The sequence below is a fragment of the Ochrobactrum sp. Marseille-Q0166 genome, assembly GCF_014397025.1.
Lineage (GTDB): Bacteria > Pseudomonadota > Alphaproteobacteria > Rhizobiales > Rhizobiaceae > Brucella.
In genome coordinates, this window is record NZ_JACJUO010000001.1 from 1,049,428 (window position 1) to 1,075,615 (window position 26,188).

Below are 26,188 nucleotides of genomic sequence, written 5' to 3' on the forward strand. Positions count from 1 at the left end.
TTAGAATGGAATTGCCATCACGACTGCGTCAGGCAGTCGATGCTGCGCTTGAGGGCATGGCATTGACTGATCTGAAACGCGCCTCCGATATTTTATCGCAGCGTTATCGTGCTGAAACGCGCGATGGACGGTTGCATATTTCGGATGAACTGGCTGCCAAAGCCTATCTGGCTGCACGGCTGCCAGCAACCTATGCTGCCGTTCGTACAAGCTTGGAGAACGTTGCGGAAGTTTGTCCTGATTTTGTGCCTCACACGCTGCTTGACGTCGGATGCGGGCCGGGGACTGCACTGTGGGCAGCCAGCGATTGCTGGCCTGATTTGCAGGCAGCTACAATGATCGAAGCAAGTCCTGCAATCCGTTCGGTCGGAAGCGCTCTTGCAACAAATATCAGCCTTAAGACGGAGTGGCGTGCAGGGGATCTGGTCAAGGAAAAGATCGACCTTCCAAAGGCTGATCTGGTAACCATTGCCTATGTTCTCGACGAGTTGGCGCCACCTGATCGCAAGGCGCTGGTCGAAAAGCTCTGGACGCACACGCAGCATATGTTTGTGATTGTGGAGCCGGGAACACCTGCTGGCTGGCAGCGTATTCTGGATGCGCGCACCGCGTTGATCGCGCAGGGTGCGCATATCGTGGCTCCGTGCCCACATCAACTTGATTGTCCGATTGCAGCACCTGACTGGTGCCATTTTTCGCGGCGTGTTGCGCGTTCGCGAATTCACCGTCTGACCAAAGATGCCGAAGTGCCCTGGGAAGATGAGAAATTCATCTATCTCGCGGCGACACGTGATCCATCACTTGCCGTTTCCGCGCGCGTGATTGCGCCGACGCGTGTCGGCGGTGGCAAGGTTTCGATGAAGCTTTGCAAAGATGACGGCTCCGCCGAAGAGAGGCTTTTGACCAAGCGCGACGGCGAGTTCTTCCGTTGGGGCCGTCGCGCTGATTGGGGCGATGCTTATTTATGAAGCTTGAAACGCTGATTGCAATTTTGGGCGGTTGATCAGGAACACCATCGCGGCCGCCGCAAAGCACATGGCACCGGCCAGAATGAGCGCGGGTGTATAGCTGTCATAATCGGTGCGAACAAAGCCCGCAAAGGCTGCGGCCGCGGCAGCGCCCACCTGATGCCCGGTAAAGATCCAGCCAAAAACCATCCCGGCTTTTTCGGGGCCGAATTTCTCTGCTGCAAGCTTTACCGTTGGGGGCACGGTTGCGACCCAATCAAGACCATAGAAGACGGCAAAGAGTGCGAGTTCATAAATCGAAAAATCGGTGAATGTGAGATAAATCAGCGAAAGGCCGCGCAGCGCATAGAACCAGAACAGAAGCCAGCGATTGTCATAGCGGTCGGTAAGCCAGCCGGACGCTATCGTGCCAATCAGATCGAAAGCGCCGATGACAGCGAGAATACCGGCTGCGCCCACGGGCACGATGCCGTAGTCGCCGCAAAGTGCAATCCAGTGGGTCTGGATAAGGCCGTTGGTCGAGAAACCGCAGACAAAAAATGTGAGGAACAAGACCCAGAAAGTCGTTGTTGAAGATGCTTCACGCAATGTCACCAGAGGAGAGAGCAGCATAGCGCCAAACTGCTTCTTTGGTTCAGGGGCGGGCATGGGCGCTGTGCGGCCATAGGGTTTGAGGCCGAGATCTGATGGTTTGTCACGCATCAGCATCAGCACCAGAATGAGTGCTGCGACCAGAAATGAAATCACAATTGTAAGTGATGTGCGCCAGCCGATATTTTGGCTCACGCTTGCAAGAATTGGCATGAAAATAAGCTGACCGGTTGCGTTGCTGGCGGTCATCATGCCGACGACCAGACCACGGCGCTTTTCAAACCAGCGTGCAGCAACCGTAGCGCCAAGTACAAGAGCTGTCATGCCAGTGCCAAGGCCGATCACGACGCCCCAGAGTGCTACCATCTGCCATTGCTCGGTCATGAAGATCGAGCCCAAAAGCCCGAGTGAAATCATGATGAGTGCCGCCATGACCACCCGGCGCAGGCCGAACTGGTTCATGAATGCAGCCGCAAACGGCCCCATCAAACCAAACAGCACAAGACGCAACGCCATAGCGAAGGAAATATCGGCATTGCTCCAGCCGAACTCGCTTTGAAGCGGCTCAATCAATATGCCTGCCGAGCCCATGGCAGCGGCTGTTGCCAGCATCGTCAGGAAGGTGATCCCAGCAATGACCCATCCATAATGGATGTTTCTTTGTGCAAGAAAGCTGGCTAGGCGGGATGAGATCATCTTCGACACTTTCTGTTTCGGCTGAATTTCGTCCAGCAATACACTGGAAGACGAAACCGTCCGCTATTTAACGTTGCTGCAAGTTTCAATCATTGTTTTCAGTCAAGGCGCGCTCTGCAATCATCACAATGCATCAAGAAGCGCCCGCAATTGTTCGACACCCTTGTGGCCAAGCCGCGCTTCTATTTCGCTTTGTGCCTGATCCCACAATGGTTCACCCTGTTTGACCAGCCTATGGCCCTCATTGCTCAGTGTTATCGTGGTTTCGCGGTGATCGTCACTGGACGCTGGTTCAATCAAGCCCAATTTCTGCAAGACCTTTGCATTGCGTCCCATGGTCGACCGATCCAACTCGGCAATGCGGGCCAGTTCAGTGAGCGAGATCGTTGTCGCGCGCGAGATTTTTCGCAACAGGCTGAACTGCGCTACGCTAATGCCAAGCGGTGCCAATGCCTCGTCATAAATCGCCGAGGTTTTTCGGGCTGCCTGACGCAAATGAATACATATGCAGGAATTTGTCATTATGCGGGTATATACCCGCATAATGACTCTGGCAATATGTCGAAACAATTTTTGTAAGATTTGATTGGCGCTGGGCTAAAAACCGGCGCTGGAGCGCATCGCAAAAGTTAGTAATGTCTAAGCGGGGAAATCGTCCACTGGACTGATTTCTGATCCCGATATGATCGGATGAAGATGTGCTCTAAACCGCGATATGCGACGTCTCTTTCACTTCCTCCATCACTGCGTAAGTGTGAGATTCACGCACGCCGGGAAGCGAAAGCAGGGCTTCGGAGAGAAAACGCCGATAGTGATCCATATCCGTGACACGCGCCTTGATCAGATAATCGAAGCCACCCGCCACCATATGGCATTCCATAATATCGGGATTGCTTCGTGTGAATGTGGCGAAGGTGTCAAAAACTTCCGGTGTGGTGCGGTCCAGCTTGATTTCGATGAAAACGAGCATGGAGCGGTCAAGCATTTTCGGCGACAGGTGCGCTGAATAGCCAAGAATATAACCTTCGCGCGTGAGGCGTTTCACGCGTTCAGCCGTCGCTGTCTGGGAAAGATTGATACGATCAGCCAGTTCAGTATTGGTAAGTCGGCCATTTTCCTGAAGCGCAGACAGAATGCTCCTGTCCATCACATCGAGATTCTTCATTGATGTCCCCATTTGACCGCCTGCGTGTGCGGTTCTTTTTGTTTGCTTGCAAATGATCTGCGACCGAAATGAATCTGAAAACCTGCCTGGGCGCAAGGCAAAAATGCTTAATCGGTCATACAAACTTTCTCATACAATATAGTTTTAAAAACCCAGGGTTGTGCTGCGATAAGATTAACAGCTTGAGATCGTCTCGATAATGCTCCCTCTGGCGTTTGGAAAATAGCAGCATATACACTTTATAGTTGCAAACTAAATACCATTCATGGTAGTGTTTATGCATACTGAAAGTCATATTATTCTTATACATTTCGTACTTTGGGCTCTGCCCGTTCTGATCAGTGGAAAGCGTACCTGCTACTTTCCAACTGCATTGCCTTCATTAAAGGCAAGGGGAAATCCGGCCTCTTCACTGGGTCCGGATTTTCTTTATGTCGATTGTTTCGAGTGGGTTTCTTCTGCTTTTGTGTTGTTTGAATTTTCCAGTTGCAAGCGATGCAAGGGAAGGCTAACAGTATCGCCATGAACATTTCGCGCATTGATACAAAAATCTGGTGGTGGGCTCGCTAAAAGCGGCCACGCAGGCGTTTGTGCATTTGCGTTTCAGAAACAGGCCGCTGGGATTATCCGGGCGGCCTTTTTGTTTGGCTGTTTGAATAAGACCGGGTCTTGGAAGTGCTCGATAACGAATAACACTTGGGAATTGCCAGTCATGAATGCGAAGATTGCGGATAGCGAGATATTCAGGCACGAGACTGCGGGCGGCATTGTTGTCGAACGTGTGCGCCATCTGACTGCTTATAAGGGAGCCATCGAGACTTATATCGATGCTCTGAATGAGCGGCGGGGCGCGGTCTTTTCTTCCAATTACGAATATCCGGGTCGCTATACGCGATGGGACACGGCAATTGTTGATCCGCCAGTGGTCATCACATCACGTGCGCGCCAGATGCGTATTGAAGCGCTGAACAAGCGCGGCGTGATCCTGCTGCGCCCGATCCTCAAGACGGTACAGGCACTTGGTGAAGTCAAGGTCGATAAGGCCGATGAAGATCGGATCGAGCTGACGATTGCTGAACCTACCGGCACATTCACCGAAGAAGAACGCTCCCGCATGCCATCGGTCTTTACCGTGCTGCGCGCGATTGTCGGCCTTTTCTTCTCCGAAGAAGATGCAAATCTCGGCCTTTACGGCGCATTCGGCTATGATCTCGCCTTCCAGTTCGATCCAATCCAGTACAAGCTGAAGCGCCCGGACGATCAGCGCGATCTGGTGCTTTTCATCCCGGATGAAATCTTCGTGGCCGATCACTACTCGGCACGCGCATGGGTGGATCGCTATGAATTCATCTGCGGCGGCTCCTCAACGCATGATCTTGCGCGCGCGACGCCGGTGCAGCCATTCAAACCTGCCGAGCGTGATCTGCCGCGCGGCGATCACAATCCGGGCGAATATGCCAAGCTGGTTGAACGTGCAAAAGAAAGCTTCAGGCGTGGCGATCTGTTTGAAGTCGTGCCTGGCCAGACTTTCTACGAGCGTTGCCACACGGCGCCTTCGGAAATCTTCCGTCGGCTGAAGTCGATCAATCCGTCGCCTTATTCATTTTTCATCAATCTGGGAGAGAATGAATATCTGGTGGGGGCTTCGCCGGAAATGTTCGTGCGTGTCAATGGTCGCCGGATCGAGACCTGCCCGATTTCCGGTACGATCAAGCGCGGTGAAGATGCGATTTCGGATTCCGAGCAGATTCTGAAACTGCTCAATTCCAAGAAGGACGAGTCCGAGCTGACCATGTGTTCGGATGTTGATCGCAACGATAAAAGCCGGGTCTGTGAACCGGGTTCGGTGCGGGTGATCGGTCGTCGTCAGATCGAAATGTATTCGCGTCTGATCCACACAGTTGACCATATTGAAGGCCGTTTGCGTGACGGGATGGATGCTTTTGACGGCTTCCTCAGCCATGCCTGGGCTGTGACTGTAACCGGTGCGCCAAAACTTTGGGCCATGCGCTTCCTCGAGGAAAACGAGCGCAGCCCGCGTGCATGGTATGGCGGTGCTGTCGGCATGATGCACTTTAACGGCGATATGAATACCGGCCTCACATTGCGTACGATCCGCGTCAAGGATGGTGTGGCCGAGATCCGTGCGGGTGCGACACTGTTGTTTGATTCCAATCCTGAAGAAGAAGAAGCCGAAACTGAATTGAAGGCCTCTGCGATGATCGCTGCTGTGCGTGAAGCACAGAAGAGCAATCAGGTTGCTGAAGAACGCGTTGCCGCAAAGGTGGGCGAGGGAATTTCGATCCTGCTGGTCGATCATGAAGATTCCTTCGTGCACACACTTGCCAACTACTTCCGTCAGACGGGGGCAACGGTTGCGACTGTTCGCTCGCCGGTCGCCGAAGACGTGTTTGACCGCATCAACCCTGATCTTGTCGTGCTGTCGCCCGGACCGGGCACGCCACAGGATTTTGATTGCAAGGCAACCATCGACAAGGCGCGTAAGCGTCAGCTGCCGATCTTCGGTGTCTGCCTTGGCCTTCAGGCGCTTGCAGAAGCCTATGGCGGTACGCTGCGTCAGCTGCGCATTCCGATGCATGGCAAGCCGTCGCGCATCCGGGTTTCAAAACCTGAACGCATCTTCTCCGGTTTGCCCAAGGAAGTAACGGTAGGTCGCTACCACTCGATCTTTGCCGACCCTGAACGACTGCCGGATGATTTTCTGGTAACGGCGGAAACGGAAGACGGTGTCATCATGGCTTTTGAACATAAGAAAGAACCAGTGGCAGCCGTTCAGTTTCACCCCGAATCCATTATGACGCTTGGTCATAATGCGGGGATGCGGATGATCGAAAATGTCGTAACGCATCTGGCAGGCAAGCACAAAGCGCGCCGCAGCAACTACTAACTGCGTTTCTGAGTTGCAAAACAAAAAGCCGGCCGTGGTGAAAGCTGCGGCCGGTTTTGTATTTATGGCCTTATAAAATCATGGTTTTTCAGAGCTGCTTTAGCGAACCATTTGCAACTGTAATGCATTGCATTCGCAAGAGAAAATTAAATGCGGGAAGTGAAAAATCAGGGTTTCGAATTCTTGATTTTATGCGCTATAGAACGCCCATCGAAATGCTGCTTGCCGGCTTTGCCGGAGTGAATGCGCAATAGGCTTCTCGTTAGCCTGAACCCGCTTGTCGGGATAAGAATTAAAGTATCTGAAGGTTCATGATGAACGCGAATGTAAAAGTTCGGCGGCTCGCCGCTTGGTCCATTCCTGTTGCGCTGGGCGTGATGGGGTTGAAGTATCTGGCCTATGCGCTGACCGGCTCTGTGGCGCTTTATTCGGATGCTCTGGAATCCATCGTCAATGTTATTGCAGCCTTCGGTGCGTGGTGGGCAATCAGTGTCAGTCATAAGCCTGCAGACGGCAATCATCCTTTTGGACATCACAAGGCCGAGTATATCTCAGCGGTCGTCGAAGGTGTGCTGATTACGATTGCAGCACTTTTGATTGCCAAAGAAGCGTGGTCAGCTTTGCAGGCGCCGCACCATATGGAAGAGCCGTGGCTTGGCCTTGCGATTAATATGGGCGCTGCCGCGATCAATGCCTTCTGGGCCATGCTGCTCATTCGCACAGGCCGCAGTGCGCGTTCACCGGCGCTGGAAGCCGATGGTCAGCACATCATGACTGACGTGTTTACCTCGGTTGGTGTTCTGGTCGGCCTTGTTGGAGCCGTCGTTACAGGCTGGGCAATCCTTGACCCGCTGCTTGCAATTCTGGTTGCCATCAACATTCTCTGGCAGGGCTGGGGCGTTATCAATAAATCCGTACAGGGCTTGATGGATATCGGCGTCGAGCCTGCGGAGGAAATGCGGATTCGTGATGTGATTTCAGCGAATGCCGGTGGCGCCATTGAGGTTCATGATCTCAAGACCCGCATCGCAGGCAGTGTGACCTTCATCGAGTTTCATCTGGTTGTGGCCGCAGATATGAGCGTCGGCGACGCACATATCATCTGTGACCGAATCGAAGATGCCTTGAAAGAGCAGATCGACAGCGCACGTGTCGTGATCCATGTCGAGCCGGAAGATGAGGCAAAACTGCCGATTGGCACGAGCTCGGTCCCCTTTGCATAAGACAAATTAGCAGCTTGCACGTTTCAAACCTCACGTGTAAAAGCGTCTCCATGGTTATGAAAAACGCAACATCTATGGAACATTACGCAGCCGCTTCCAGCGCGCGCGTGAACGTTTGCGTTCTAAACTCGCTTCTTACCCTCGGCCTTAGCGGCGATCGCCGGGCTCGTTGAAAGGAGCGTCCGGCGGTCGATGACAGTCCCGCTGACGCATGCTCCTTTCTCAAAATCAGTATTTGAATTTTAAGAAGAGATATCCGTGTTGTTACAGCAGTAAAGAACTGCTCAGTACGCCGGGAGGATGAGATGACCATGAATCAGAACGTAAACACGCCGAATTCCGCAGTTAAGCATAAAGGTATGCCAGACGCGGCAGTCAAATATTCACCGTTTCCCTACCCAAAGCTCGACGACCGCACATGGCCTGCAAAGCGCATCGAAAAAGCGCCGATCTGGTGTTCGGTCGATTTGCGCGACGGCAATCAGGCGCTGATCGACCCAATGGGCCATGACCGTAAGGAGCGCATGTTCCGCCTGCTGGTCGATATGGGTTTCCCGGAAATCGAAATCGGTTTCCCATCGGCTTCGCAGACTGATTTCGACTTCTGCCGCTGGGCCATCGAGCAGGGCGACACGCCTGACGACGTTGATCTGCAGGTGCTGGTGCAGTGCCGTCCTGAGCTGATCACGCGCACTTTTGAAGCACTGGAAGGTGCGAAGACCCCGATCATCCACTTCTACAATTCGACCAGTGAATTGCAGCGTCGTGTTGTTTTCAACAAGGACGTCAAGGGCATCAAGCAGATTGCGACCGATGCCGCAAAGATGATCATGGACATGGCTTCCAAGGCAGGCGGTGGTTACCGCTTCCAATATTCTCCAGAAAGCTTCACCGGTACTGAGCTGGAAGTGGCGCTGGAAATCTGCAATGCGGTGACGGAAATCGTCAAGCCGACAGCAGAGCACAAGCTGATCCTCAACCTGCCATCCACCGTTGAAATGAACACGCCAAATGTTTATGCCGACCAGATCGAATGGATGTGCCGTAATCTCGACAATCGCGAAAACCTGATTATTTCGCTGCATCCACACAATGATCGTGGCACGGGCATTGCTGCAACCGAACTGGGGTTGATGGCGGGTGCTGACCGTGTTGAAGGCACGCTGTTTGGCAATGGCGAGCGCACCGGCAACGTCGATGTGGTCACGCTGGCACTCAACATGTACACGCAGGGCATCGATCCAAAGCTCGATTGCACGGACATCAATCGCATGAAGGATGTCTATGAATATTCGAACCAGCTGAAGATTGCAGAGCGTCATCCTTATGTGGGTGAGCTGGTTTATACGGCTTTCTCCGGTTCGCATCAGGATGCGATCAACAAGGGTATGAAGGTTCGCAAGACCGCCAATTCGCCAGTGTGGGAAGTGCCTTATCTACCAATCGATCCGCAGGATGTCGGTCGCTCTTACGAGGCGATCATCCGTATCAATTCGCAGTCGGGCAAGGGTGGTATCGCCTATATCCTGCAGGCCGATTACGGTCTGAATCTGCCCCGCAATCTGCAGGTTGAGTTCCGCGAAATCATCCAGAACATCACGGATGATGAAGGTAAAGAACTGCCATCCAAGCGCATTCATGAAGAGTTCCAGAAGCTCTATGTCGAGCAGGCGGAAGGCCGTATCAAGTTCGTGGATCACCACACATATCCTGATCCGGAACAGAAGGGTCGTCGTATTCTGACCGCTGAAATCACCGATAACGGTGTGACGAAGAATATTGAGGGCAAGGGCACAGGCCCGATTGATGGCTTCATCGATGCGCTGTCGAAATATCTCGGCGTGAAGATGTCGGTTATCGATTACTCCGAACATTCGCTCAAGCAGGGTTCGGACGCAGCCGCCATTTCTTATGTTGAAGTCGCCTATCCGGACGGTAAATTGTTCGGCGTCGGTATCAACGACAACATAGTGAGCGCCTCGCTTGAAGCGATTGTTTCAGCGGCCAATCGCGTAATCGGCAAGTAACATAAAAATAAAAAGGCGGCAGAAATGCCGTCTTTTTTTATTTGTTTTAACAGTATTTATTTAGAATTAAATTGCTTACTAATTTTTAAGTTAAATCTTCGCCTTTAAATTTTCATATTTATAATTTCTACGGGAGCGGCATTTATTTAAATTTTATGGTGTTTAATGAAAAAATTATTATTATGTGCAATTTCTTTATCAGTAATCGCTGGATGTGCGTCGCGTGCGAACAAGATCGAACCGGGATACGCATCATCATCGAATTACGAAAATCTATCCTGTTCTGCTTTGAGAGAAGAAGCAGTGCGCCTTTCTGTCAGTGCATCTGACGCTATAAAGCGTCAGAATAAAGCAGCAAACACAGATGCTATTAAAACTGGCGTTGGGCTTGTGTTGTTTTGGCCGGTTCTCTTCTTGAACGAAGGTGATGGCAAAAAGGCTGCTGAAGTAGCGCGGCTAAAGGGTGAGATGATCGCAGTAGAGCGTGCGTCGCAGCGTAAAAATTGCAATATCTCTTTCCAGAAGAGCTAATAGAAATTTGGCTTAATCGCCTGAGCATTGGCGTATCTCAAAATTTAGTAAGTAGCTTTGAGATACGCCTTAATATAATTTCTGCTCAGAAATCTTGATGATGCGTTCGCTCTCATCTTCAATGCCATGCTGTTCCCAATGGCATAACCAGCCGCCCTTCGGCTTCCGGTCGATGTTGAAGATGTTGTAGCGTGCTGGCGGCTTATGCCCGCCGAAATTCTGGCTGGCAGACGGTACGCAGATTACCGGCGCTTTTCCGTGCAGTCCGTCAATATCATAGCGTGTTGCCAGATGCGTGTGGCCATGGATGACCAGTTCGGCGCCATGCTTGGCTATGACTTTCTGAAACCTGCGAATACCATAGAGCCGCTTATGCGTGGGCGTAGCACCATGGATCGGCGGATGGTGGATCATCACAACGCGAAAAAGTCCGCGTGCGCGGGCTTCATCGAGCGCCATGGCAAGGCGTTTGGCCTGCGCAGATCTAAAATCGCCACTGGCCATGAAGGGTGCTGTCGCGCGTGCAGATGATACACCGATCATCGCAACCGGCCCGCGCTCCCGCATATAAGGAAACTGGGGCCGCTTGCCGTGGTTATTGATGCCATCGCCACGCATCCATGGTTCCCATTTGCGGCAGGATTTATCCAGCGCACCGGGGACATAGGCATCGTGATTGCCGGGAACGACAGATACATTGTGTGGATCACCAAGCTTCAACAGCCAGTCATGGGCGATGTCTATTTCCAGGTTGAGCGCAAGGTTCACCAGATCGCCCGTGACCGCGATATGATCGGGCTTCTGTGCGAGCATATCAGCAATCAGATTGTCCAGTACTGTGCCGTGCATGGCGTTTTTACGATTACGCAGCCAGTTGATGTAACCTGTGATACGTTTCGATGCCAATTCGCGATAGCGAATACGGGGCAGTGGCGACAGGTGGATGTCGGAAATATGGGCGAGGCGAAACATAGTCTCGGTGTACTGTATTATTTTTTAAATCGAAACCGTGTTTAGCGACTTTTTATCGATGAGCCTGTAACAATGATGTTGCAAGGAAAATTGTTCAGGGTCGACGGTATGCGCTTCCGCCATTTTTTATTTCATACTTATTTTCTATTGCGGCGCCCAATGACCCTTGGTGTCAGGGCAATTGTAATTGACGAGCAGAGAAACTCGGTTTTTCTGGTAAAACATACTTACGTGCCCGGCTGGCAATTGCCCGGCGGTGGCGTGGATAGTGGAGAGACATTCGGACAGGCTCTTGAAAAGGAATTGCGTGAGGAAGGTAATATTTTCCTCACCGGACGGCCCGAGCTTTTCGCGCTTTACAAAAATGCTCACGCCTCAAAGCGGGATCATGTGGCGCTGTATGTCTGCCGGGCTTTTGAACAGAAAGAGCCGAAACAGCGCGACAGGGAGATCGCGGAGGCTGGCTTTTTTACACTCGATAACCTGCCTGAAGGGACGACGCCTTCAACCAAGCGCCGCTTGCAGGAAGCGCTTCACGGCCTCGAACCACTGCCAAATTGGTAAAAGAAAAGGGCGCTTTCGCGCCCTTACTTTATTCTTAGAAGCGGTAGGTGATACCGGTGCCGATCAGCCAAGGGTTGAGCTTGGCCTTACCGCTGACCTGCGTGACACCGTCAGCCAATGTTGCGTCGAACTTTGGTTCGAGGAACAGCTTCTTCACGTCGAAGTTGATACCCCAATGTTCGTCGATCATGTAGTCGAAGCCGACCTGAAGCGCGCCGCCAAACGTGTTCTTCACTTTCAGATAATCAACGCCTGCTGCATCCTGATTATAGAAAATTGTGTAGTTCACGCCCGCACCGACATAAGGCTTGAAGGCACCGAAATTGGTGAAGTGATATTGCATGGTGAGCGTTGGAGGCAACATCCATACCTTGCCGACCTTGCCCAGACCTTCAATCGAGCCAGTGCCATTGATATTGGCGTAGGTTGTGCCGAGGATGAGTTCAGCGGCCAGATTGTCGGTGAAGTAGTAGGTGATATCAAGTTCCGGCGTGATCGACTTGGAGTAATCGAGACCCGAATCTGGAACCTCATTCACATAGCCTTTGTTCTCGGCAATGACGCCGAGAGCGCGTACGCGAATCTGCCATGGCGTCAAAGCTTGTGGCACTGCAACAATCTCGGTCGCTGGCTGAGCAACAATCGCGTCAGCAGCAAATGCCGCCGGCGCGGTGAGTGTCAGCGCAGTTGCGGCCATAAGCCCTTTGGCAAAGCGGTTCATCAGTCTCTCCTAAAAGTCTTGTGTAGCGATGTGCGCAATTTGGACTGCACAACAATGCGGCCCATTGATTTGGATCAATGAGCCGCGCAACTTATTGAAAGCGACTGAAGTTCAGACGTTACTGTTGCGGAAAAGCATCAGTTTTCGAAGCGGTCCCTGTCATGTGGTGCAGAAAAGTCGATCTCCGGTCCAAGCGGCACGATGCCTGTTGGGTTGATCATCTTGTGGCTGCAATAATAATGCCCCTTGATATGTTCCATATTGACGGTCGAAGCCACGCCCGGCACCTGATAAAGCTCGCGCGTATAGTTCCAGAGATTTGGGTAGTCTGCGATGCGTCGCAGGTTGCATTTGAAATGACCGACATAGACCGGGTCAAAGCGCAGCAACGTGGTGAAAAGCCGCCAATCAGCTTCCGTCAGGCTGGAGCCTGCCAGATAGCGCTGTTGCGAAAGCTTTTGCTCAAGCGTATCGAGCGCTGCGAAGACCTGTCCAAAAGCTTCATCATAAGCGTCCTGAGACGTTGCGAAGCCGGCCCGGTAAACACCATTATTGATGTTTGGATAGACAAACTCATTGAGTGCATCTATCTCGCCGCGAAGGGCTTCAGGGTACAGGTCGAGCGATGTATCGCCAAACGCATCGAAAGCCGAATTGAGCATTCTGATAATCTCAGATGACTCATTTGAAACAATCGTCTCGCGCTGTTTGTCCCAGAGAACCGGTACGGTCACGCGACCGGAATAGGTCGGATCGGCGCGGGTATAAATCTCGTGCAGACGCTTTGAATTATAGAGAGCATCCCCCGTGCTGCCGGTTGTGCCGTAGAAGGTCCAGCCTTCCTCTACCATGAGGTAATCGACAACCGAGACCGAGATGACATCTTCAAGTTTCTTCAAAGCCCGGAATATCAGCGTACGATGTGCCCATGGGCAGGCATAGGACACATAGAGGTGATAACGGCCTGCTTCAGCCTTGAAGCCCTCTTTGCCGGTTGGGCCTGCGCTGCCGTCCTTTGTGACCCAGTTACGAAACTGCGATTTTGAACGTTCAAAGCGGCCTTGCGTGCTTTTGGTGTCGTACCAGACATCGTGCCACTTGCCATCGACCAGAAGTCCCATGTGAATTCTCCTTTTGACCGTCAGAAGCGCTTCAATCTGACGTAATCAGATCGAAACGCTTCTAACTTCTTTTACTTGAAGCATAATCTTATCGATCCTCGCTCCGCTCCGGTCGGATTATGCTTTTAAATAGTGCGAAAGCTGCCAATTTGCATCCTCCCAAGCCGTGAACAGTGCGTAACGTTGCCAAAAAGATAAATTTGCGCCGCCATTTTGAAAGAAATCATTTTACCTCTTTCCAATTTGGTGTTACGCAGCTTCCAATTCGCGGTTGGATAATTCCGACCAATCAGGAGAACTATGTCATGGAAATGCTTTTCATCCTCCGACGATGAAATCTGGACTGCGCAAAATGCGTGGTCAGCCTTCCATTGACCATCGAACGGTCACCGACATCTCCACTTGCGATCAAAGCCCCATGCAGCAGCTTGAACTGACATACGCGCAGGAAAACCCGGCGCACGACATCGAAATCGAAGCCATCAATGCCGAGGCCTTCGGTCCTGCGCGTTTTACCAAGGCAGCACATTTCATTCGTGAAGGTGGCCCTCACGATCTGAGCCTTTCCTTCGTCGCATTGATGGGCGGGATCGTTGTCGGATCGGTACGGCAGACGCCTGTTATGGTCGGCAAGAAACCGGCTTTGCTGCTGGGACCACTCGCTGTAAGGCCGGAATGGAAGAAGCGCGGCATCGGCGGCACCTTGATGCGGATGTCGATCGAAGCCGCCAAGAGTGCTGGTCACACGCTCATCGTTCTGGTGGGTGACGAGCCTTATTATGCGCCTTTCGGCTTCAAGATGGTGCAGCCGGGCTTCATGATCATGCCAGCACCTGTTGATCCGCGCCGGATGCTTGCCTGCGAGCTTGCACCTGATGCGCTGAACGGCGCAACCGGGATCGTGCGTCACGCGAACAGAGTTTAAGAGTTAAAAAGAGGGGAAGCGAGGGGCGGTTTACCGCCCTTCGCGATACCACATGCCGCCGAAGACAAAGAGCAGGGCGGCCAGCGCAAACAATCCAGAGAACAACGGCAGACGATTGACGCTTTTAAGCTCAGTATCGGTCGTTTCGCGCAGACCAATCCAGCCATTGCCTGCGGCTGCACGATTGGCTGCAACGGCAGTGATTGCCGGAATTGCAACCGAGCTATCGGCACTTTCGTGAACACGATGAACTGAGCCGCCCGTCGCGTCAGCCAGTGGCTTCAGGCGATCCACTGTCGAAATGCTGTCTGCAAATTCCGGCGCATCGACAGGGCCGACATGCGCAAGTGTTTCCAGATCGCCATTCTTCACGCGGAAAATACCGATTTCATCACTTTGTAGCGAACCTTCGAAGAGACCGGGTTTGCCCTGTGCAAGATTGACCTGTAACTCCTCACCGGATGGTGAGGTGACCGTGGCAACACCCGGATTCTCACCCATCGTCTGACGCCGGATTGAAAGGGTGCGACCATTGCCGCTTGCAGTCAGTGCTTCTTCTTCCAGTTCCGGTTCCTGCATCAGCCAGTGGGCGATGCGGCGATAAAGCGAGGCGTATGGACCTCCGCCTTCAAAACCACGTGCCCAAAGCCAGCCCTGATCAGAAAGGAACATGCCAACCCGACCCTTGCCGACGCGATTGAGCACCAGCAGCGGCTTGCCATCGGCACCGCTCATCACGGTTTCGCCCTGCGGCTGACCAATATCGATGGTACGGAACCAGCGGCTCCAATGTGGTGGCTCCTGTTCCGCTCCATCAAGGCCGCGCGTTACCGGATGGCGTTTGCCAAGGTCAGTCAGACGCGGATAAAAAGCCTTTTCGGTGATCGTTCCGGTCGGCATGGCTGGCAGCGCGCTATAAAGCGGCGTGCGGGCAATTGACATATCGCCTGCATATTCAGGGCCAGCTGCAATCAGCAGTGCGCCGCCATTTTCTACATATTGCGCGATATAATCGTAATAGAGCAGCGGCAGCACGTCACGGTGCTGGTAGCGATCAAGGATAATGAGATCGAACTCATTGACCTTGTCGACAAAGAGTTCGCGCGTCGGAAACGCAATCAGCGACAGCTCGTTGATCGGTGTTCCGTCCTGTTTTTCAGGTGGGCGCAAAATCGTGAAATGGACGAGATCCACGGCGGCGTCGGATTTCAGCAGATTGCGCCATGTGCGTTCGCCATTATGTGGTTCGCCGGAAACCAGCAGCACACGCAGGTTTTCGCGAATTCCGTCAATGGTTGCGACTGCGCGGTTATTGGAATCCGTCACTTCGCCCGGCAAAGCAGGCGTTGTTATCTCGACGATATTCACGCCAGCGCGGGGCAGGTTGATGCTGGTGGTTGTTTCCTGTCCAACCTGAGCTTCTTCCTCGCTGACGACCTCGCCATTCACCCTGATCTGAACCTGTGCAGGATTTCCGAGGCTTTTGCCTTCGTCCATCACCGTAAAGGACATTTCCAGCGGCTTGCCGCTGATGCCATAGCGCGGCGCCTTGTTGAATTTGATACGGCGGTCAAATTCGTCGGGCTTTCCGGTGATAAGACCATGCACCGGCGCGTTGAAACCAAGTGCATTCTCGTTGGCCGGGACATCATGGACCTGACCGTCGGTGATCATGATTGCGCCAGCAACACGCGATGGCGGCACATCGAGAAGCGTGCGTGCCAGCGGACCAAACAGGCGCGTTGCATAGCCGTCTTCATTGTCATCAGGCTTGCCGGCTTCAACGACCCGCGTTTCAAACTGCGGCATTGTCGCCAACTGGTCCTGAACGGCTTTGAGAGCCGCATCCGTGTCGCTGCTGCGCCCGCCCAGCTGCTGGCTCTGGCTGCGATCAACCACAACAGCCACGACACTCTTTAAAGCTTCGCGCTCTTCATTGATGATAACCGGATTGAACAGGGCCAATGCGACAGCGCAAGCGGCGATTAAACGGATAAGGCCGCCTCGCATACGAAGCGCGATTGTTGCCAGAACAAGAAGTGTCAAGGGCACCAGGACAGCAATGAGCCACGGGCGCGAGAGGAGCGGTTCGAATTCAATATTCATGCCGACCTCCTTTCCGCGTGTCTTCTACTGGAAAACCGGTTTTCGCTTTTTCGAGCCATGCTTTAATTCCCCAACCGTTCCAGCAGGGCCGGGACGTGGACCTGATCGGATTTGTAATTGCCGGTGAGCATATACATCACGATGTTGACACCGCCACGGATGGCATAGATGCGCTGCATTGGGTCATTTGGCACGGTTGGCAGTAGAGGATTGCCCTGTTCATCCACCGCCCATGCACCCGCAAAATCATTTGCGGTGATCATGATGGGTGTCACACCATCGCCGGTGCGCACGGGGCGATCCTGTGTGGCATTGTTGGGTGTTGTGGCTTCGACCCAGAGCGGACTTCCTTCATAGCGACCCGGAAAATCCGGCATGATGAAAAAGGACTTGGTCAGGACATGGTCGCTGGGAACAGGTTCCAGAGGCGGCACGTTCATGTTGTCGAGGATCGCACGTAGCCGCTGATTTGCAGGCGACGCAGATGCATCAAGGCTTGCGCCTGCCTGAAGCTGGTCGCGCGTATCAAAAAGCACGGTTCCGCCTTGCTGCATATAGGCATCGACCCTGGCAATCGCCTCAGCGCTTGGCATGGCTGCATTCGGATCAATCGGCCAGTAAATCAGCGGATAGAAATTAAGTTCATCCTTGGCAGGATCAACGCCGATCGGGTCGCCCGGCTCAAGCGCTGTCTTGTCGCCCAAGGCAAACGTCAGTCCCCGCAGACCGGCCTTGCTGATATCGTCGGTCTCGGCATTGCCGGTGATGATATAGGCAAGATGCGTTTGCGAAACCGAGTTGATGATCGCTTCATCGCCGGGCTTGCTGTCGTCGTGTGTCTGTTGTTTCTCTTGCGCTCGCGCATGATTGAGCATGGCAGGGGCGAAATTGAATGCCACTCCACCTGCCAGCAGCAGAGCGATGCTTGCTGCCGTAGCGCGTGTCTTCATGCGACGGCGGAAGGCACCGCGCAGCCAGAGCATCAGCAATGTATCGAGAGCCAGCAGTATTGCGGCGAAGCCCAGAAATGGTCCTGCGAGTGAGATCGACTCATCCGACGTGTAGGATGCTTCGGTGACGCCCGTGGAAAATGTCGGCTGTTCGATTGGCTGCAATCTGATGTTGTCGCCTTCAAAAATATTGAGTGCTTTCAAGCCATCCTCATTGCCGTAAAAACCGGGCGGCGTGTTGATGCTGACACGAGCCTGCTCGTTTTTCTCAACGATCAAAGGCTTGGCTTCCGATGTCGGCGGCACAAGCGCTCCAGAAGCGGAAAGAAGCTGGAACGGCGGCAGCGATACAGCGTCCTGATTATCCTGACCGCCTGCGCGGTTGGACAATGAAACGATGCGGCGAAGCATGTCGACAAATGAGCCGGAAATAGGCAGCGTCGACCATGTTGCGTCAGGAGAAATATGGAACAGTACGATATTGCCGCGTCCGCGTCTTTCCCCGGTCACGAGCGGGGTGCCGTCGGCAAGTACGGCATAGCTCTTGTCGTTGAGATCGAAAGACGGTTCCGCCAGCACCTGTCGCGAGACATTCACATCGTCGGGAATAGTCAGACCAGCAAATGGGCCTTGCTGCGGAAAGGTACGGAGTTTTTGCGGTTCCGACCATGACAGCGTACCACCCAAAGCACGTTCGCCTTTACGCAGCTTGACAGGAAGCAACGGGTCATTGTCACTTGCACCAGCAAGGCGTGGCCCGGCAAAACGCACAAGCGTGCCGCCATCTTCCACCCATTTTGAAAGCTGTTCGATGACCGGCTGGGGCATCGTGCCAATGTCGGCCATGATGAGCATGGAAGGCTTGCCATCGAGCAATTCCGGTACGGATTGCAGCAGATCGGCAGAGCGCGGCTCAACCAGATTTGCGTAAGGGGAAAGGGCGCGCGAAATATAATGCAGCGGTGACAGCAGTGGCTGGGCGAGATCGCCATCACCACTTGCAAGAAGCCCGATGGTACGGCGCTCTGACCCCGCATCGATGAGATGGGTTGCGGCCGCCTGCTCAACGCCATCAACGCGGATCAGTCGGAAATCATTGCGCAATTCCACCGGCAGATTGAAATGTGCTGAACCCTCGACGCTGCCAAGTGCAAAGGTAAGCGGTGCTTCGGCAATGCGGCGTCCCTTGTCGTCATAGGCTGCGGCAGTCAACGAGCGCGGTGCCTGTACCCCTTCCGGGCGGATTGCAACGGCATTGAGACTGTCGGCTTTGTTGTCGATGCCGGTGAGGGCAAAGGTGCGACCGAGGCTCGCCTTATACCAGAGGATTGAACCCAGATGGCCGGTCTTGTCCAGCGCTTCAAAACTCTCATTGTCGTTGGCGCCAGCGAGGCCGTCATTCAGGAAAGCGAGGCGTATTTTTACGCCTTCCGGCAAGGCTGAAGAGAGGCGTTCGGTGGCTGCTTTGCGATCCACAGGAAGCGGGCGTGCCTGCAGCGCCTGCAAACGTTCGGTTGCCCCAGTACGATCATAAGGCCCGATTGCAGCATTGGCAGGTTCTGCGGTGCCGATGATATAAATCTGCGTGTTGGTTTCATCGCTATCTGCAATGAGCTTTTCCGCAGCAGCCACACGTTGCGACCAGTCTTCAGCCGAAGCCCAGCCGTTATCGATCATGATGGCCAGTGGCTCATTGCCTGCAATCGCGGTGGCGCGCGGGTTCCAGACGGGAGAGGCCAGAGCCAGAATAACCAGTGCTGCGATCAACAGGCGTAGCAGCGTCATCCACCAGGGGCTTTTTGACGGCACTTCCTCGCGTTTGAAAACCTGAGCCAGAATACGCAAAGGCGGGAAGCTCTCTTCCTGCGGGCGCGGTGGCGTCATACGCAGCAACCACCAGATAACCGGCAAGGCGAGAAGGCCTGCGAGGATCAACGGTGATCCAAAGGCGAGAGGCAGAAAATTCATGCGCGTGCTCCACCAAGAGAGGATACGCTTAAAGAACTGTGCAATCGTGATAGTGCTTCGGTCGCTGGTCGATCTGTACGATGCACCGTATAGCTCCAGCCAAGTCGTTTGCAGAAATCTGACAATGTTTCCCGCCGCGCGATATATAAGCGCCGGTAGTCCTCGGCGTAGGTTTCTGCGCGACCGGCAACAAGAGTGCTGCCTGTCTCAGGGTCGCGAAACTCTGTGCGTCCCGCATAGGGGAACGTTTCTTCTGCAGGATCTGCCACTTCAACAAGATGCGCACGGACGCCGCGACGCGCAAGTTGATCGAGCAAATCGGTCAATTCGTCAAACGGATGCAGGAAGTCTGAAACAAGCACCACTTCGGAAAAACGGCGGATCTGGTTGATGTCGGGCAGAGCGCTTTCGGATGCTTCATGCATCATTGTACCCATCAGGGCGCCTGCTAGGCGTTCGGCACCATTGCGGGCTGCGAAAGGTGGCAGCACAGCCGGAAAGGCGATGCGTTCGCCTGATCTTGAGAGCAGCTCCGCCATAGCCAGCGTCAGGACCAGTGCGCGTGCTTCCTTGGAGATTGGCGTCAGATTGGAGCGGTAGAGCATGGATTGCGAGAAATCGCACCACAGCCAGACTGTATGGGCCGATTCCCATTCCCGGTCGCGGACATAGGTATGGTCGTCGCGGGCTGAACGTCGCCAGTCGATGCGCGCCATTGCGTCGCCTTCGACATAGGGACGGAACTGCCAGAAGTTTTCTCCGGGGCCACGTTTGCGCCGTCCATGCCAACCATTCATGACGGTGTTGACGACGCGCCGGGCCTCGACCAGCAGATCGGGAATGCTTGCGGCTCGCGCCCGAGCACGAGCGAGCGTATCCTTGCGGTCTGTCGCTGAAACCTGTGCGCCAACTGCCATCAGGCTGCTGCCTTCACCAGATTGGCAATGACGTCACGAACATGCATACCATCGGCGCGCGCTGCGAAATTGAGCGCCATACGGTGTTGCAGGACCGGCTCGGCCAGTGCTTTGACATCGTCAACCGATGGGGCAAGGCGACCTTCATAAAGTGCGCGCGCACGGGCGCAGAGCATCAGCGCCTGACTGGCACGTGGGCCCGGACCCCAAGCGATGTGTTTTTTCGCATGTTCATTATCAGCGTCAGGTCGTGCCGAACGAACCAGCTTGAGAATCGCATCAACGACGCTTTCGGAAACAGGCATCCGGCGCACCAGCGTCTGCATCTGGCGCAGACGTTCGGCATCGATGATTTCATAGGCCTTTGCTTCCGCGACGCCGGTGGTTTCCAGAAGGATACGGCGTTCGGCGTCGAGTTCCGGATAGAGAATATCGATCTGCATAAGGAAGCGGTCGAGCTGGGCTTCCGGCAGCGGATAGGTGCCTTCCTGTTCCAGCGGGTTTTGTGTTGCAAGCACATGGAACGGTGCCGGAAGGTCATAACGCTGACCGGCGACGGTGACGTGATATTCCTGCATGGCCTGCAAAAGGGCTGACTGCGTGCGTGGCGAGGCACGGTTGATTTCGTCGGCCATCAGAAGCTGGGCAAAGATCGGGCCTTTGAGGTAGCGGAAAGAACGCCGACCATCGGCATCCTGTTCCATTACTTCCGAACCGATGATGTCGGATGGCATAAGATCGGGCGTGAACTGGATACGCTGGCCCGAAAGGCCAAGTACGGTGCCCAGGGTTTCGACCAGTTTTGTCTTGGCAAGTCCGGGAAGACCAACGAGCAGCGCATGACCGCCAGCCAGAACCGCTACAAGCGTACGCTCAATGACGCTCTCCTGCCCGAAGATAACGGTGCCGATGCTTTCCTTGATCCGCGCAATATCTGCAAGCGCGCGTTCAGCTTCGGCAATGATCTGATCGGGATTGGCGGCGTCGGGCGTAACAACAACACTCATAAGGACCTCGCAAAAATATCCGCACCTGCATGTGATCGATTAAATCACTATATATGCTGACAAGCCGTGAAACGGTGACTATTTCATGACTTTAGAGCATTTCCTGTTTCGATTGATTGATTGGAAATGCTCTATCAATTTGTTTTTACGCGCTTCTTGCTCCGAAAACCGCTTCGCACTTTTCGGGATGCGCTCTAAGAGTTAAATTCACATTCAGACAGGGATAACCGAGTCGGATGATAAAAAGCACCCCTGAAGGGAACGAAACGCTGCAAGGCGCAAAACCTGTTATTGAAGGAATGGGCGGACTGGAGGCCCTGATTGCGCGTGCCCATGCGGATGCGCAAAGCGGACCAGCCACGCAAGAACGCGCAATCCCGCCGGTAGAGCGTTGGAATCCGGAGTTTTGTGGTGCGCTTGATATTGAGATCAAGGCCGATGGAACATGGTTTTACATGGGCACACCCATCGGGCGTAAACAGCTTGTACGCCTTTTTTCAACGGTTTTGCGCAAGGATGAAGACGGCAAAACCTATCTCGTAACGCCGGTGGAAAAGATTGAAATCAGCGTCGAAGACGCGCATTTCATAGCCGTTGAAATGCAGGCTTCGGGAGAGGGAGATGATCGGAAACTGACCTTCCGCACCAATGTCGGTGATGTGGTGGAGGTGGATGCTCAGCATCCGTTACGCTTTGTCGTTGAGGATGAAAGCGGCGGCTTGAAGCCCTATATCAATGTGCGTGGACGGCTTGAGGCGCTGGTTGCGCGTTCCGTGATGTATGATCTTGTGGCATTGGGTGAAGAAATCGAAGTGAATGGCGTTATGATGTTTGCAATACGCTCTGGCGGTACAGTTTTCCCGATCATGCCGGCGGAAGCTCTTGAGGCTTCGCTTAAATAATGGACAGTGCATTACATCCAAACGTCCGATTTTCAGCCAGCGATTTTGCCGAGCGGGTCCGGCGATGGCAGCCTGATCATGATGATCTGACCGGCGACCATTCGCTTAATCCTGAATTCACGCAAGCCATGGTGACGGCGAAGATGCGTGATGCTGCGGTGCTGGTGCCGGTTGTTGATCGGGGCTCTGAAGCAACCCTGTTGCTGACGCGGCGCACGGACACATTGCGCAAGCATTCAGGCCAGATCGCCTTTCCGGGCGGTGCAATCGACCCGGAGGATGGGACGGCGGAAAATGCCGCCTTGCGTGAAGCCAATGAAGAAATAGGCCTTGTGTCGGAACGCGCTGAAATTCTTGGAGCCATGCCGCGATATCTGACTGGCAGCGGGTTTTCGATTACGCCGGTTCTGGCGGTCGTCAACACGCCATTCGATGTGCATCCAAACCCTGACGAGGTTGCGGATATTTTTGAAGTGCCTTTGTCCTTCCTGATGAACCCGGACAATCACCGGCGCGAAAGCAGGCTGTTCAATGGTACAGAACGTTTTTATTACGCGATGCCCTATCACGAGAGATTTATCTGGGGCGTGACCGCAGGCATTATTCGCGGACTTTATGAAAGGCTCTACCGTTGAGCGATACAGTGAATATTTCAGATCAGGCCAACTGGCTTCGCTCCAAACCATTGCAGTCGCTTTTTGCAGCGCTCAACCGCGATGGCGGTGAAGTGCGAGTGGTGGGCGGTGCGGTTCGCAATACCTTGCTTGGCACGAAAGTCAGCGATGTCGATCTGGCGACCACGCATTTGCCGCAAGAAACGGTTCGGCTTGCCAAAGAGGCGGGCTTCAAGCCGGTGCCGACCGGAATCGAGCATGGCACGATTACGGTTGTGGTGCAGGGGCAGCCTTTTGAAGTCACAACCTTGCGCAAGGATATCGAGACCGATGGCCGTCATGCCAAGGTTGCTTTTGGGACTGACTGGAAGGCGGATGCCGAGCGGCGTGATTTCACCATCAATGCGCTTTATGCGACTGCCGATGGCAATGTGATCGATTATGTGGGCGGTCTTGCTGATATTGAAACCAAGACGCTGCGCTTCATCGGCGATGCGGAACAGCGTATCCGCGAGGATTACCTGCGCATTCTGCGCTTCTTCCGCTTCTTCGCCTGGTATGGCACGGGTCGGCCCGAAGCCGATGGATTGCGGGCAAGCGCACGTCTGAAAGACGGACTGAACCAGCTTTCAGCCGAGCGCGTCTGGTCGGAACTCAAAAAGCTGCTGTCTGCGCCTGATCCTTCGCGTGCGATGCTGTGGATGCGTCAGTCCGGTGTGCTGAATATTATTCTGCCTGAAAGCGAAAAATGGGGCATTGATGCCATTCACGGGCTTGTTCGCACCGAAGCCGATCTCAATTGGCAGGTGGATGCGCTTTTGCGTCTTGAAAGCATCGTGCCACCCGATGCTGCCCGTATGAGTGAACTTGGCAAGCGGCTGAAAATGTCCAATGCCGAGCGCGCACGGCTTGAAGCCTGGGCGCGGGCTGATGTCATCAGGTCTGAAACGTCTGAACAGGCGTTGAAGAAGCTCATTTATCGCGGCAGTTCGCAGGCGGTCGCGGACCGTATTCGTCTGGCCTATGCGTCTGCACGACAGGAAGCCGCTGCCAGTGATGAAGCAATGATCCGCGCCGGCGCCTATTCCAGACTTCTTGATGCGGTGGAAAAATATGAACCGCTGGTCTTTCCGGTGACAGGCGGAGATCTTCTGGCGCTCGGGCTTGAGAAGGGGCCGGGGCTTGGCGAAATGTTGCGCGACCTCGAAACTCTATGGATTGACTCCGGTTTTAGTCTTGACCGCGAGGCGCTTCTGGACAAACTTGATCGCAATAAAATGAACAGCTGATAGCTTGCAAAATTCAGCTATGGATTCATTAAGTTACGGTGGAATTTTTTAGTTTTGTTTTGAAAGAGTCGCGGAATGTCCAACACTGATACATCGACTTCGCAAAATGCCAGCTCTGATCCCAAGCAGAGTTTTGGCACTGATGGCATCGCTCCTATGGAGCGTCCGGGTGCCGTCACGCGTTTCTTCATGGGGATCGTTGCATGGGCAGAGCGACTTAATCTCAAATATGCGAAGCTCGGCAATCCGCCTGTTTATGACAATGCCACGTTCCCGTGGGCGGCAGAGGTTGAGAAAGCCTATCCGGCTATTCGCAAAGAGCTTGAAAAGGTGCTGCTGCGTCAGAGCGAACTGCCTTCGTTTCAGGACATTTCGTCAGACGTGAAGACGATCTCGACCGATAATCACTGGAAGACATTCTTCCTGCTGGGCTTTGGGGTGAAGTCGGAACAGAACATCAAGGCCTGTCCCAACACGTGGAATGCGGTGCAGCATATTCCGGGTCTGACGACTGCCATGTTCTCAATCTTCGAGCCGGGCAAGCACCTGCCGCCGCATCGCGGTCCTTATAATGGCGTGTTGCGTCTGCATATGGGCATGATCGTGCCGGAGCCTGCCGACAAGCTTGCGATCCGCGTGGATAAGCAGGTTTGCCATTGGCAGGAAGGCAAGGTTCTGATTTTTGACGATGCCTATGAGCATGAAGCATGGAACCACACCGAGCATACGCGTGTGGTGCTGTTTGTCGATTTCGTGAAGCCGCTGAAGTTCCCGGCCCGTTTTGTCAATTGGGCGCTGATGAACCTCGCTATCTTCACGCCCTTTATCAAGGAAGGGCTGGATAACCACAATGAGTGGGAAAAGAAGTTTTATGCGCAAGCCGAACAGCTTCGCAATCAGCCAAAAGCCTGAGCGATTTGACTTTGAACTACGCCGTTCTTAAATAATCGTCTGGAGGGCTTTTCCCTCCAGTTGTCTATGCCCCGGCGAATGGGGTCGCGCTTCGTGTTCCGAAAACCGGTTTCCACTTTTCGGGATGCGCTTTAGAAGGAATTGTTGATGCCGGAGATTGCAGGACGCCTCTGATCGTTCCGAACGGTAACTGCGCAGTTGTTACAGCGCAGATGTTCAGGGACGGAAATGGCATTGGCCGTGGACAGGCATTGGCTGTCCACGTGTGCTGATGTTCGTCGTGGTTTCCATCCAGGCATAACAACAATGAATATCTCACGTATTGAACAGCGCGTGCTTCACGTGCTGGCGCAGGGCGGTTACATTCGTCATCTGCGCGAAGACGGACGTATCTTCGAAATCGAATGCTACACGCGTGAAGGCTATGTGCTTTCCGATTGCACGATGGCTGTTTTCCAGCAATTGCGGCGAAAACGGCTGATCGAATCGCGCGCAGGAAGTGCCTACCGCATTTCGCTCAAAGGACGCATCAACGTCCGCGCTCAAGCCAACAACCGGTAAGGGGGTGCTCAATGCATATCCGTGAAGAACAGCCGAAGGATTTTTCCTCGATCCGGAATGTGACTGCTGAGGCATTTCAAACGATGCCGTATAGTACTCAGAAAGAGGCGGAAATCATTGATGCTCTTCGTGACGCATCGGCTTTGACCTTATCGCTGGTTGCCGAAGAGGGGGACACCGTTATCGGGCATGTGGCATTCTCACCGGTTCTCATCGATGGCGCTGATTGTGGCTGGTACGGGGTTGGGCCGGTATCAGTGCAGCCGGAAAAGCAAGGCGAGGGGATTGGTCGTGCGCTTATCTGTGAAGGTCTGAAGCGGCTGAAGAAAGATGGAGCTTACGGCTGTGCTTTGGTTGGGGACCCCGCCTATTATCACCGGTTTGGTTTCAAAGCTGACCAGCGGCTGAAGCTTAAGGGCGTTGGAGCCGAGTATTTCCAATGTCTTTTGATGAAGGGTGATATGCCATCCGGTGAAGTGACCTTTCACGCAGCGTTCGATGTATAAAAAAGGGCGGGAAATTCCCGCCCTTTTGTCTGCTTCATTCCACC

General features: G+C 53.8%; 23 protein-coding genes. 13 read left to right on the top strand and 10 right to left on the bottom strand.

Annotated elements, in window-relative coordinates; all coding sequences use genetic code 11:
- Positions 1 to 5 precede the first annotated feature (5 nt).
- The gene (locus H5024_RS04975; protein WP_187544298.1) at positions 6 to 968 is read left to right on the top strand and encodes a small ribosomal subunit Rsm22 family protein; all 963 of its coding nucleotides are present in this window, start codon (positions 6 to 8) and stop codon (positions 966 to 968) included.
- Here the strand turns inward: H5024_RS04975 and H5024_RS04980 are convergent.
- The 3 genes from H5024_RS04980 to H5024_RS04990 form a co-directional block, all read right to left on the bottom strand.
- Entirely contained in the window at positions 963 to 2,255 is a 1,293-nt protein-coding gene (locus tag H5024_RS04980) for an MFS transporter (protein ID WP_187544299.1), read from the bottom strand. The two genes, H5024_RS04975 and H5024_RS04980, sit on opposite strands and share 6 nt — an antisense overlap.
- Before the next feature lie 123 nt (positions 2,256 to 2,378).
- Positions 2,379 to 2,777: a MarR family transcriptional regulator gene (locus H5024_RS04985; RefSeq protein WP_187544300.1), complete on the bottom strand. Its 399-nt coding sequence runs from the start codon at positions 2,775 to 2,777 to the stop codon at positions 2,379 to 2,381.
- A 181-nt stretch (positions 2,778 to 2,958) separates the two neighbouring features.
- Positions 2,959 to 3,420, bottom strand: coding sequence for an Lrp/AsnC ligand binding domain-containing protein (locus H5024_RS04990; protein WP_187544301.1), 462 nt, complete (start codon positions 3,418 to 3,420; stop codon positions 2,959 to 2,961).
- Between the two features lie 712 nt (positions 3,421 to 4,132).
- Here H5024_RS04990 and H5024_RS05000 point away from each other — a divergent pair.
- From H5024_RS05000 to H5024_RS05015, 4 genes are all read left to right on the top strand, one after another.
- Positions 4,133 to 6,328, top strand: a complete 2,196-nt coding sequence (locus tag H5024_RS05000) for an anthranilate synthase component I (protein ID WP_187544302.1) — start codon at positions 4,133 to 4,135, stop codon at positions 6,326 to 6,328.
- A 314-nt stretch (positions 6,329 to 6,642) separates the two neighbouring features.
- A complete protein-coding gene (locus H5024_RS05005; RefSeq protein ID WP_187546617.1) occupies positions 6,643 to 7,551 on the top strand; it encodes a cation diffusion facilitator family transporter in 909 nt (302 codons plus the stop codon).
- A gap of 311 nt (positions 7,552 to 7,862) precedes the next feature.
- On the top strand, positions 7,863 to 9,578 hold the full coding sequence (gene leuA, locus H5024_RS05010) for a 2-isopropylmalate synthase (protein WP_187546619.1): 1,716 nt from the start codon (positions 7,863 to 7,865) through the stop codon (positions 9,576 to 9,578).
- 165 nt (positions 9,579 to 9,743) lie between these two features.
- Complete coding sequence (locus H5024_RS05015; RefSeq protein WP_187544303.1) at positions 9,744 to 10,109, top strand: hypothetical protein; 366 nt, start codon at positions 9,744 to 9,746, stop codon at positions 10,107 to 10,109.
- 69 nt (positions 10,110 to 10,178) lie between these two features.
- Here H5024_RS05015 and H5024_RS05020 read toward each other — a convergent pair whose 3' ends face one another.
- Positions 10,179 to 11,081 (bottom strand): metallophosphoesterase, encoded by a 903-nt coding sequence (locus H5024_RS05020; protein ID WP_187544304.1) that lies wholly within the window; start codon positions 11,079 to 11,081, stop codon positions 10,179 to 10,181.
- Between the two features lie 108 nt (positions 11,082 to 11,189).
- Between H5024_RS05020 and H5024_RS05025 the strand changes: the two genes are divergently transcribed.
- Positions 11,190 to 11,645, top strand: coding sequence for an NUDIX domain-containing protein (locus tag H5024_RS05025; protein ID WP_187546621.1), 456 nt, complete (start codon positions 11,190 to 11,192; stop codon positions 11,643 to 11,645).
- 34 nt (positions 11,646 to 11,679) lie between these two features.
- On the opposite strand, the gene H5024_RS05030 is transcribed toward H5024_RS05025, so the two are convergent.
- Complete coding sequence (locus H5024_RS05030) at positions 11,680 to 12,366, bottom strand: OmpW family protein (protein ID WP_187544305.1); 687 nt, start codon at positions 12,364 to 12,366, stop codon at positions 11,680 to 11,682.
- Positions 12,367 to 12,503: 137 nt separating this feature from the next.
- Positions 12,504 to 13,487 carry a glutathione S-transferase family protein gene (locus tag H5024_RS05035; RefSeq protein ID WP_187544306.1) on the bottom strand — a complete coding sequence of 328 codons (984 nt, stop codon included), beginning with the start codon at positions 13,485 to 13,487 and terminating at the stop codon, positions 12,504 to 12,506.
- Between the two features lie 418 nt (positions 13,488 to 13,905).
- Here H5024_RS05035 and H5024_RS05040 point away from each other — a divergent pair, with 418 nt between their 5' ends.
- On the top strand, positions 13,906 to 14,412 hold the full coding sequence (locus H5024_RS05040) for an N-acetyltransferase (protein WP_187546624.1): 507 nt from the start codon (positions 13,906 to 13,908) through the stop codon (positions 14,410 to 14,412).
- 30 nt (positions 14,413 to 14,442) lie between these two features.
- Here the strand turns inward: H5024_RS05040 and H5024_RS05045 are convergent, their stop codons facing one another.
- From H5024_RS05045 to H5024_RS05060, 4 genes are all read right to left on the bottom strand, one after another.
- A complete protein-coding gene (locus tag H5024_RS05045) occupies positions 14,443 to 16,518 on the bottom strand; it encodes a hypothetical protein (protein WP_187544307.1) in 2,076 nt (691 codons plus the stop codon).
- A gap of 62 nt (positions 16,519 to 16,580) precedes the next feature.
- Complete coding sequence (locus tag H5024_RS05050; RefSeq protein WP_187544308.1) at positions 16,581 to 19,436, bottom strand: DUF4159 domain-containing protein; 2,856 nt, start codon at positions 19,434 to 19,436, stop codon at positions 16,581 to 16,583.
- Complete coding sequence (locus H5024_RS05055) at positions 19,433 to 20,353, bottom strand: DUF58 domain-containing protein (protein WP_187544309.1); 921 nt, start codon at positions 20,351 to 20,353, stop codon at positions 19,433 to 19,435. The genes H5024_RS05050 and H5024_RS05055 overlap by 4 nt, the downstream gene beginning before the upstream one ends.
- Complete coding sequence (locus H5024_RS05060) at positions 20,353 to 21,360, bottom strand: MoxR family ATPase (RefSeq protein ID WP_187544310.1); 1,008 nt, start codon at positions 21,358 to 21,360, stop codon at positions 20,353 to 20,355. Before H5024_RS05060 ends, H5024_RS05055 begins: the two co-directional genes overlap by 1 nt.
- A gap of 236 nt (positions 21,361 to 21,596) precedes the next feature.
- On the opposite strand from H5024_RS05060, the gene H5024_RS05065 reads away from it, so the two are divergent.
- The 6 genes from H5024_RS05065 (at position 21,597) to H5024_RS05090 (ending at position 26,144) form a co-directional block, all read left to right on the top strand.
- The gene (locus H5024_RS05065) at positions 21,597 to 22,262 is read left to right on the top strand and encodes a DUF1285 domain-containing protein (RefSeq protein ID WP_187544311.1); all 666 of its coding nucleotides are present in this window, start codon (positions 21,597 to 21,599) and stop codon (positions 22,260 to 22,262) included.
- Positions 22,262 to 22,897, top strand: coding sequence for a CoA pyrophosphatase (locus H5024_RS05070; protein WP_187544312.1), 636 nt, complete (start codon positions 22,262 to 22,264; stop codon positions 22,895 to 22,897). Before H5024_RS05065 ends, H5024_RS05070 begins: the two co-directional genes overlap by 1 nt.
- A complete protein-coding gene (locus H5024_RS05075) occupies positions 22,894 to 24,165 on the top strand; it encodes a CCA tRNA nucleotidyltransferase (protein WP_187544313.1) in 1,272 nt (423 codons plus the stop codon). The genes H5024_RS05070 and H5024_RS05075 overlap by 4 nt, the downstream gene beginning before the upstream one ends.
- 75 nt (positions 24,166 to 24,240) lie before the next feature.
- Positions 24,241 to 25,077 (top strand): aspartyl/asparaginyl beta-hydroxylase domain-containing protein, encoded by an 837-nt coding sequence (locus H5024_RS05080; protein WP_187544314.1) that lies wholly within the window; start codon positions 24,241 to 24,243, stop codon positions 25,075 to 25,077.
- Between the two features lie 306 nt (positions 25,078 to 25,383).
- Positions 25,384 to 25,638 carry a YjhX family toxin gene (locus H5024_RS05085; protein WP_187544315.1) on the top strand — a complete coding sequence of 85 codons (255 nt, stop codon included), beginning with the start codon at positions 25,384 to 25,386 and terminating at the stop codon, positions 25,636 to 25,638.
- A gap of 11 nt (positions 25,639 to 25,649) precedes the next feature.
- Positions 25,650 to 26,144, top strand: coding sequence for an N-acetyltransferase (locus H5024_RS05090; protein ID WP_187544316.1), 495 nt, complete (start codon positions 25,650 to 25,652; stop codon positions 26,142 to 26,144).
- The last annotated feature ends 44 nt before the right edge of the window (positions 26,145 to 26,188 follow it).